The organism is Mycetocola sp. (assembly GCF_046716805.1).
Taxonomy (GTDB): Bacteria; Actinomycetota; Actinomycetes; order Actinomycetales; family Microbacteriaceae; genus Mycetocola_A.
This window is the reverse complement of record NZ_JBKJWH010000143.1, coordinates 1-9,342: the sequence shown is the minus strand read 5'-3', so window position 1 is coordinate 9,342 and position 9,342 is coordinate 1. Positions and strand designations below refer to the sequence as shown.

Here is a 9,342-nt window from a genome sequence, read left to right as displayed (position 1 = left end):
CCGAGTACAATTGGAGGCAGTGAACCGCCCGGTTCCCTGTAAACACAAGGGAATCCGCCAGTTTTCGGAGATTTTCGGTAAAACCCGAGTTTAGGTTATTTCCTTACAAGGGGTCGCGTGTTCGAATCACGTCAGCCCGCCCGCTATGAAGGTCCCGGTAGAAGAAATCTTTACCGGGACCTTCTTCGTGATGGCTCAAGATGGCTCACCTGCGGTACGGACTTAGATCAGGTTGTCGGTGAGGTGGTTGGGTGTCCCGAATCGGTGGGCAGTTATTGACACCGCCTGTTCCCGCAGGAAGGGCAGGAGTTCTATCCGGCCCGCCTCGGTCGCTGGATTTGCGTAGACCGTCACGTCCGGACGACCGCTCGTCGCAGCCGTGATAGTGGCCGCGGCGGAGCCCAGCAACCTGATTCGGGTCGCACCGGCTCGCGCCACACGTTCGTTCCAGTCTCGGTCTGTTTCTCCCTCGGCGACTTCTGGCGCAACACCTCGCAAAGCGCGGGCCAGAGGGCCGGGAAGCTCCTGAGCACTCGAGACAACGATCGGTGTGCCGCTCAATGCAGCCGCGGCGACGGTCCGTACGAGGTGTGCGAGCGGCTCGCCCGCTGCCAGCCGCACGAGTACCGGTTTGTCAAACGGCAGATAGCGGAGGATGTTGCGTTCCGCCGTAAGCCCAGTAGCGTCGGTGGCGGGTCCAAAGCGCTCCTGCCACGCGAGAGCGTCGCTGGCCGCCCCGCGCTCTACAAATGCCGAGTCTCCGGTAGACAACGCTTCTCGCGACGCTTCGATGAGTCTCGTGACACGACGGTCGATGATTACCGCGCCCTGCGTTGCGTTACGTGACGACCAAGACCCAAGGCCGATGAGATAATTCGGTCCACCAGCCTTGGTACCAGGCCCCACGGCGGATTTCTTCCACCCGCCGAAAGGCTGACGCTGTACTATTGCGCCGGTGGTTCCCCTGTTGACATAGAGATTGCCCGCCTCGACTGATTTCAGCCACAGGTCTATCTCTGCCGGGTCGAGGGCGTGTAGCCCGGAGGTCAGGCCGTACTCTATGTCGTTGACGATGGAGATCGCTTCCTCCAGAGTGTCGGCGGTCATGATTCCCAGGATCGGACCGAAATACTCGGTGAGGTGGTACTCAGATCCGCGCCGTACGCCGTCCCGGACACCCGGGGACCAGAGACGACCACTTTCGTCCAGCTGGCGGGGCTCAATCAGCCAGGTTTCGTATCGGCCCAGGCTTGTCAGACCTTTGTGAAGCTTGCCGCTCGCTGGCTCGATGATTGGTCCCATCTGAGTGGCGGCATCCGTGGGGTAACCAACCGTGAGCGACGACACTGCATCGATCAGCTGCGTGCGAAAGCGGTGCGAAGTAGTCACCGACCCTACGAGAACCACGAGCGAGGCGGCGGAGCACTTCTGGCCAGCGTGGCCGAAAGCTGATGCGACGACGTCCTTCACTGCGAGATCGAGATCAGCTGAAGGGGTCACAATAATGGCATTCTTGCCACTGGTTTCCGCGAGAAGCGGGAGGTCCTGGCGGAAAGAGCGGAACAACTCTGCCGTCTCGTATGCGCCGGTGAGGATGACCCGATCGATGTGCGGATGCGCAATCAAGGTTTGCCCGAGCCGACGCTCAGAAACTTGAAGCAAGCGCACTGTGTCACGGGGAACGCCCGCACGCCACAGGCATTCGGCGATGACGGCACCGCAGTGAGCAGTGAGAGCAGCCGGCTTCAGGATGACCGCTGACCCGGCCGCCAGTGCGGCCAATACCCCGCCCGCCGGAATGGCAACTGGGAAATTCCACGGTGGGGTCACAAGCGTGATCCCTGCCGGGGTGTAGTCCGCGCCGTCTACGTGGTCCAGCTCGCGGGCGAGCTCGGCGTAATAGTGCGCGAAGTCGATTGCCTCGGAGATTTCCGGATCGCCTTGGTCAATCGTTTTGCCGCCTTCCGCTGCCATGATCTCCAGGAAGTCGGCACGCCGCGCTTCGAACTCGTCGCCGACCCTGTGCAGGATCACTGCGCGTTCGTCACCTGAGAGTTGCGCCCAAGTCTCGCCTGCTCGTTTGGATGCAGTCAAGGCCACGTCAAGCGCCTGGGCATCGCCTATCTGTGCCGCAGCGAGCGATTCCACGCCCAGTGTCGAGTTACGTGCGCGGTCCAGGATCGCAGCCGCCCATTCACGGTTTGCCAACACGGACGGATCGGAGTCGGGCGTATTCTCGAACGCACCGAACCTTGCCTTCGGCACTGCCGCGTAGCGGTCCGTCACTTTGTGCGGTGAAGGCACCAGGCCATCAAGCGCTTCGACTGACGTAAGAAAGCGCTGCGCCTCCCGCTCGAAAAGCGCTTCGTTAGCATCGAGTTCGAAGACGGCCGACATGAAGTTATCAGCGGAAGCACCTTCTTCGAGACGCCGGATGAGGTAGGCGATTGCCACGTCGAACTCAGCGGGGGACACCACCGGTGTATACAGGAGCAGGGAACCGACTTCACGTCGGACTGCCTCGGCCTGAGCCTGCGCCATACCGAGAAGCATTTCGTACTCAATGCCGTGCCTTACGCCGCGACTGCCAGCCAGCAGCCAGGAGTAGGCGATGTCGAAGAGGTTGTGGCCGGCCACCCCGATTCTGACGTTGTGGATGAGCTCTGGCGTGAGAGCGTAATCGAGCACACGTTTGTAGTTCGTGTCGGAATCCTGCTTGGTGCTCCATGTCGCAAGGGGCCAGCCGTGGATCGATGCTTCCACGTGCTCCATGGGCAAGTTGGCACCCTTCACAAGGCGCACCTTAATGCCGGCACCGCCTCGACTTCGCCGCCGAGCACTCCACTCCTGGAGCCGGATCATCGCTGAGAGGGCGTCGGGCAAGTATGCCTGAAGGACAATTCCTGCTTCAAAATTGAGAAACTCGGGTCGATCGAGGATGCGAGTGAACACCTCAATGGTCAGGTCTAGGTCTTTGTACTCTTCCATGTCGAGGTTGATGAACTTCGGAGTACGAGCGGCTGACGCTTGCGTGAACAGTGGCGTCAGCTCATCGATGATGTCGGAGACGGCCTCGGGGAATGCCCACGGGTTATGCGGTGCCACGGTTGATGAAACCTTAATGGAGACGTAGTCGACGTCGTCGCGCGCCAGGAGCCGGTGAGTCCCGGCGAGACGGCGCGCGGCCTCCTGCTTGCCCAGCACGGCCTCACCGAGAAGGTTGACGTTTAGCCGCACTCCGTCCTTCTTGGTTCGGGCGATCGCGCGGCCGAGCTTTGCGTCGGTGGCGTCGATGATGAGGTGCTTGACCATGTCGCGAAGCACGTAACGTGCGATCGGTACTACCACCCCAGGCAGAATCGGCGCCATGTGACCGCCAAGCTTCACCGCGGCGCGTATTGGCGCGGGAAGGAATAGAGGCACGCCGGGTGCGATTTGTCGCAGCGTCCGCGCGGCTACGCGTACATCCTCGGGCCGCACTACGCCGTCGACGAATGCGACGGTGAAATCAAGCCCAGCCGGATCCTTCAATACCCCAGCCAATTGTGCGCCCGACGCATCCACCTTGATCGCCGAAGCCTCCTTCAGCCAGCGACGCACGAGACCGATCGTCTCCACGCCCAAAGCGGGGTCGACCGAGTCAGATGCGGGTGCGGTTACGGGCTGCGAGTGTGCGCTGTCAGTCATCAGATTCCTAGTGATTAGGGAACGCCCAAAGATCTCGTTCCGGATTCAAACAGTCTGAAGTAAGCAATGCATCAGCAAAAGCGATCGTTTCGAACGAATACCAATCACTATTTCTAATGAAACGGACTATGGCCTGGGTACCGCGCCGACGGCGTTATCGCTGCGCGCCCAGAAGAGCCGAAGTTACGAGGTTGTCCTTGGGCAGCGCCTGGCCGTCCTTAAGGGCGCTGCTCCAGGCGTCGGTGGTGGCGACGGCGGCGAAGTTCGAGTTGAGCAGGGCCATGAGCGTTGTGTGTACCGTTTCGGCGGAGGCGTGCCGTCGACCAGGTTGCCGCGTCGATCGGGTTCAGTAATACGGTGACCCTCCGGCAGAACTTCGTCTCCGCCTTCGGCAGTACGCCGTTCAGTTATCGCCGACGATTCGATGCCCGCCCCTGACGAAGAAGCTCACGACCGGCGATTCAATCCGTTTCAGTCCCAGAACTAGACCTCGTCGTGGCACACACTGTCAGGCGATCTGGGAACTGACCGGCTTCAGCCACGCACGTATGCCCGGCGACCCTGCACCCAGGTTTCGGCCACGCGCACTGAGTCGATTTCGTCGGCCGGGATGGTGAAGACATCATGGTCGAGCACAGCGAAGCTGCCCTCGAATCCCTCGCTGATGAGCCCAACACCGTCGAGCGGGGAGAGCTGCGCGGCCCGGGCTGTGTAGAGAAGGACGGCCTGAGGAACGGTGATCGCCTCAGCAGCACCGATGTCGGCGCCGTTGTACGCCCTGCGAAGCACCGCCGCCTGAATCGAAACGAAGACGTTGTCGGCATCCGTCCAGGCCGTCGCGGGGTTGTCGGACGACAGCGCGGTGACCGGCAGGCGCTCGTAGAGCGAGCGGATCGGGTAAGCGATATCGAATTGCGTCTTCGACAGGTTCTTCTCGTAGCTGTCGTACTCGGCGAAGAGGAAGATCGTGTGGCTCGCGATGCCGAACGTCATCGTCGCGGCGTTCAGACGGTCGATCATGGCGCTGTCGACGAGGGTCGCGTGCTCGAGGCGGATGGACGGAATCGTCTCCAGCCATGGCTCCTCTTCGCCGAACATATCGATGACGTGGTTGAGCGATCGGTCGCCCATCGCGTGGATCGCGACCTGTACGGCGTTCTCGCGCGCCCAGCCGACGGCACGGCGCAGTTCCTCGTCGGTAATCGTCCGGATGCCGTGATTGCTGCAAGAGTCGGGATATTCGTCCTCGGTCCAGGCATTCCGATCGGAGTAGGCACCGTCCATCAGGACCTAGATACCCGCGATCTTCACCCGCCCGCTGCGGTGCTCGGGAGTTTCTTCATCGAGCGCGCCGTCGGCGATGGCGGTCCACGCGTAATAGAGACCGACTTGCAGCTCGAATCCCGCTCGCTCCGCCGCCCGGAACGTTTCCAGGGGACTTTCGATACAGGTCGCCATCAGATCGTCCACAGCCACAATCCCACGAGAGAGGAAGTGCTCGCCCAGCCGGGAGATCCGGTTCGCCGTGTCACGCGCGTCGCGCACAGGCATCAACTGTTCAACGACGCGCATGGCTGACGTTTCCACGAGGACACCGGTGGGGGAGCCATCCTCGAAGCGTTCGAAGCGTCCGCCGGCTGGGTCTGGCGTGTCCCTGGTGATCCCGGCAAGCTCGAGCGCGCGGCTGTTGCACACAGCGGTGTGTCCATCACACCGGCGCAGCAGAATGGGTTGTGTCGCCGAGACGGCGTCCAGATCGCGCGCGGTCGGTTTGCGTCCCTCAGGATACTTACTCTCGTCGAAGCCGAAACCCTCGATCCACAGGTGGTTTCCACGCCCCAGATTCGGATGCGTGCGGAGTGCCGCGAGCAACGCATCGACCGAGAGGACGTCGGGTGGCAGACACTCGACGGCGTCGATCAGTTCTGCCATGAACGACGGATGCGTGTGCACGTCGAGGAATCCGGGAACGACCGTGCGCCCGCCGAGATCGATCGCGTCACTGCGTTCGGCAGCCGAGACATCCGCCTCGTCACCGACCCACTCGAACGTCGTTCCCCGGATGCGGAACGCGCTGGCGAAATCGTCCTCTGAACGGCCGGTGAAGATCCGGCCGCCGACGAAGAGTTGAGAGTCGGACGAAGGAGGAAGAGTCATTGGACGCCGTTTCAGGAGGTGGAGCTCGATCAGTCGAGTGTGAAGCCGGGAGCTCCTGGCACGGAGGCGAGCAGTTCGGCGGTGTATTCGTGCTGCGGGTTGCGGTAGACGGAGGCGACAGGGCCCTGTTCCACAATGACGCCGTTGCTCATCACAGCTACGTCGTCGCACACCTGCTGTACGACGGCCAGGTTGTGCGAGATGAAGAGCATGGCACTGTCGACGGTGCCGCGAAGTCCCCGGAGCATGCGGATGATCTCCGCCTGCACGGACACGTCGAGGGCCGATGTGATCTCGTCGGCAATGATCAGCCGGGGTCGGAGCATGAGCGCGCGCGCGATGGCGATGCGCTGCCGTTGGCCGCCGGAGAACTCGTGCGGATACTTCTCGATCGCGGTGGCGTCGAGTTTAACTTCTTCGAGTGCTGCCACGATGGTGTCGTGATGCGCTGTGTGGTTGCCTCTCCGCGGGTCCAGTGCTTCGGCGAGCGTCTGCCCGATCGTTCTCCGAGGGCTCAATGAGGAGTACGGATCCTGGGGGATGTATTGCACCTCGCGGCGCATTTGCCGCATCCGCCGGCCCCGCATCTTTGTGAAGTCCTCGCCGGCGATGAACACGTCTCCACTGCTGGCGCGGTTGATGCCGACGAGCGTCTTACCGAGCGTCGACTTGCCCGATCCGGATTCACCGACGAGGCCGATGACGGTGTTGGCCGGCACGCGCAGGTTGATGTCGTGCAGCACATGCGCCGGGCCAAACGAAACATTGAGGTTGCGCACTTCAGCCGCTGGCGTGGCGGAGAGGGCCGCAGCATCGAGCGTGGTCGTCGTGGTCATCGCTGTACCGGTTCTTTCTCTGGGGCGCCACTGTCGATGGTCGGGATGGCGGCGAGCAGCATCGCTGTGTAGGGGTGCTTGACGTCGCGGCTCTTCAACTGGGCTGCCGACAGGCGTTCGACGATCTCACCGTTCTTCATCACGAGGATGCTGTCGCAGAGTTCCTGCACGACACCGAGGTCGTGCGAGATGAACAGCATCGCTGTGTCGTTGTCGCGGTGGATCCGGCGGAACTGGCGCAGCACTTCGAGTTGGACGGTGACGTCCAGGGCGGTCGTTGGCTCGTCGGCGATGATGAGCGTGGGCGACGTCACCATGGCGGACGCGATCATGGCGCGTTGACGCATTCCTCCTGACAGCTTGTACGGGTGCTGTCTCATGCGTTCTGCAGGGTTGGAGATGTTGACCCGCTCGAGGGAATCGATGATTGTCTGACGTGCCTTACGACGCCCCATGCCGGCGTGAACGCGCAGCACTTCGGTGAGTTGCGAGCCCATGCGCAGCGCCGGGTTGAACGTCGATCCTGGGTCCTGGTAGATGATGCTGATCTCGGAAGCGAGGCGGGCAGGGTCGGGCCGACCCAGCATGTTCATCGTGCCGACCCGTGCGATGTCCGCGCTCATGGTGAGCTCTTCGGCGAGAAGCCCGCCCACACTCATCGCGGTCAGTGACTTGCCCGATCCGGACTCGCCGACGATCGCCACGACCTCACCCGGTTCGATGGTGAACGAGATCCCCTTGACGATTTCGAGGCCGGCGGTGGTGCCGACACGCAGGTTTTCAACCCGAACCAGAGCGGTGTCTCCGGCGGCGGGTTCGACGACGGCGTTGCGCTGGAGGGTGCGTGGGGCGATCGCCCTCTTGGCGCGGGGGTCGGCTCGAGCGGCGAGGGCGTCTCCGATCAGCATGATTCCAAGTCCGGCGATGACGATCATGACGGCGGGACCGGCCACCATGATCGGTTGGGTGTAGATGGCGCTGAGACTGTCGATGAGCAGGCGGCCGTAATCGTATTCGGGGTTCTGGACGCCGAGCCCGATGAACGAGAGTGCGGAGATTTCGACGAGGGAGAGCGCGAAGACGGTGGTCGAGAGGATGAGGATCGGTTCGGCCATGTTGGGGAGCATGTGCCGCAGAGCGATCCGGGCCGGGCTGACTCCGAGCAACCGGGCGGTGATGACGAAATCACTCTTGGATACGCTCGACGCCAGGTTCGCCGTGAGACGGGCAAAGCTCGGGATTCCGGCGATTCCGATGGCGAGGATGGTGGAGGACACACTCGGCTGCAGGATCGCTGCGATGACGAGCGCGAAGATGAGGCTCGGGTAGGCGACGGCAGTCTCGAGGAACCGAAGAGCCACGCGACGAACCCGAGGGCCGGACAGCCAGATTGCAAGACCGATGAAGAGACCGAACGACACGGCGATCGCGGTTGCAGCTGCAGTCATGAGCAGCGTGAGCCTCGTTGCGACGAGGGCCCTGGCCAGGTTGTCACGCCCGAAATCGTCGGTACCGAGCAGGTGCTCCGCACTCGGTGGTAACCCCGCATTGTTGGTCAGTTTGTTGGCGGCGTCGCTCAACATCATCGGTGCCAGGACGGCAGTGACGAGAAGGAGAACGAGAATGACGCTGCCGGTCACCATGGACGGCGTCCACAGCGACCGGGAACGGGAAGAAACGGTCATGATCAACTCTCCAGATTGCGCGGGTCGATCGCGGCGAGGATGACGTCGACCAGGGTGATGATCAGGGTCGCCAGCAGACCGAGGACGAGGATGATGCCGCGGATCACGGGATAGTCGCGCTGCGTGATCGCATTGACGATGCCGAGCCCCAGTCCGGGCCAACCGAAGACCGTCTCGATGATGACGGCGCCGCCGAGCTGACCGGCGAGGATCAGTCCGGACAGTGTCAGTGTCGTCGTCACGAGGTTGGGCAGAACGTAGCGTGCGTGCGTGCGGAGGGTGCTGAGACGCCAGCCCCGCGCGGTACGGAGGTAATCCTTCTCGAGGACGACGGATGTCTCCCGCCTCACGATCCGGGCGATGACACAGATCGGGCCGATCGTCAGTGCGGCCGTTGGCAGCACGAGTGACGAGAACGTCGCGGCGCCCGCCGCGGGGAGTATGCGCAGGCTCACGGCGAAAACGAAGACCAGCAGGGTCGCCATGACGTACTGCGGAACCGAGTACAGCACACTGCTGCCGAAGTTGAACAGGCCGTCGAGCCAGCGCCTGCGGCCGCCCCGGGTCGCGACGGCCACCGACATCCCCAGCGGAACGGAGACGACGAGGACGATCGCGATGGCCAGGAAGGCAATCGCCGCTGTGTATGGCAGCCGGGTCAGGACAATGGTGGTGACCGGCAGATCGTTGATGAACGAGTTCCCGAGGTCCAGGCTGAGGACCCCTCCGACATAGTCGGCGAACTGGGCGAAGAGGGGAAGGTCCAGCCCGAGTTGCTGGCGCATCGCCTCGACTTCTGCGGGCGACGCGTTGTCGCCGGCTGCCACTTGAGCGGGGTCGCCTGGGATGAGCGGAATGATGAGGAACGTCACGACGACGAGAACAAAGAAAGAGAGCAGGAGGCCGCCGACCCGCCTGAGCAGGAAGGCAGGCCAGGGGTGAGCTCGGCGAGGCCGGGGGAGCCGGGCCCCGTCCCC

At 62.8% G+C, this 9,342-nt stretch carries 5 protein-coding genes and 1 pseudogene; all 6 read right to left on the bottom strand.

Annotated features, from left to right (window positions below):
- Positions 1-222 precede the first annotated feature (222 nt).
- Positions 223-3,687, bottom strand: a complete 3,465-nt coding sequence (locus ACLQ62_RS11125) for a bifunctional proline dehydrogenase/L-glutamate gamma-semialdehyde dehydrogenase (RefSeq protein WP_411721701.1) — start codon at positions 3,685-3,687, stop codon at positions 223-225.
- A 154-nt stretch (positions 3,688-3,841) separates the two neighbouring features.
- Positions 3,842-3,970, bottom strand: a complete 129-nt coding sequence (locus ACLQ62_RS11120; protein ID WP_411721700.1) for a hypothetical protein — start codon at positions 3,968-3,970, stop codon at positions 3,842-3,844.
- Between the two features lie 251 nt (positions 3,971-4,221).
- Positions 4,222-5,844, bottom strand: a pseudogene (locus ACLQ62_RS11115) (amidohydrolase).
- A gap of 29 nt (positions 5,845-5,873) precedes the next feature.
- Positions 5,874-6,680 carry an ABC transporter ATP-binding protein gene (locus ACLQ62_RS11110; protein WP_411721699.1) on the bottom strand — a complete coding sequence of 269 codons (807 nt, stop codon included), beginning with the start codon at positions 6,678-6,680 and terminating at the stop codon, positions 5,874-5,876.
- On the bottom strand, positions 6,677-8,365 hold the full coding sequence (locus tag ACLQ62_RS11105) for a dipeptide/oligopeptide/nickel ABC transporter permease/ATP-binding protein (RefSeq protein ID WP_411721698.1): 1,689 nt from the start codon (positions 8,363-8,365) through the stop codon (positions 6,677-6,679). Before ACLQ62_RS11105 ends, ACLQ62_RS11110 begins: the two co-directional genes overlap by 4 nt.
- A 2-nt stretch (positions 8,366-8,367) precedes the next feature.
- A partial coding sequence (locus ACLQ62_RS11100; protein WP_411721697.1) for an ABC transporter permease occupies positions 8,368-9,342 on the bottom strand: 975 nt, incomplete at its 5' end.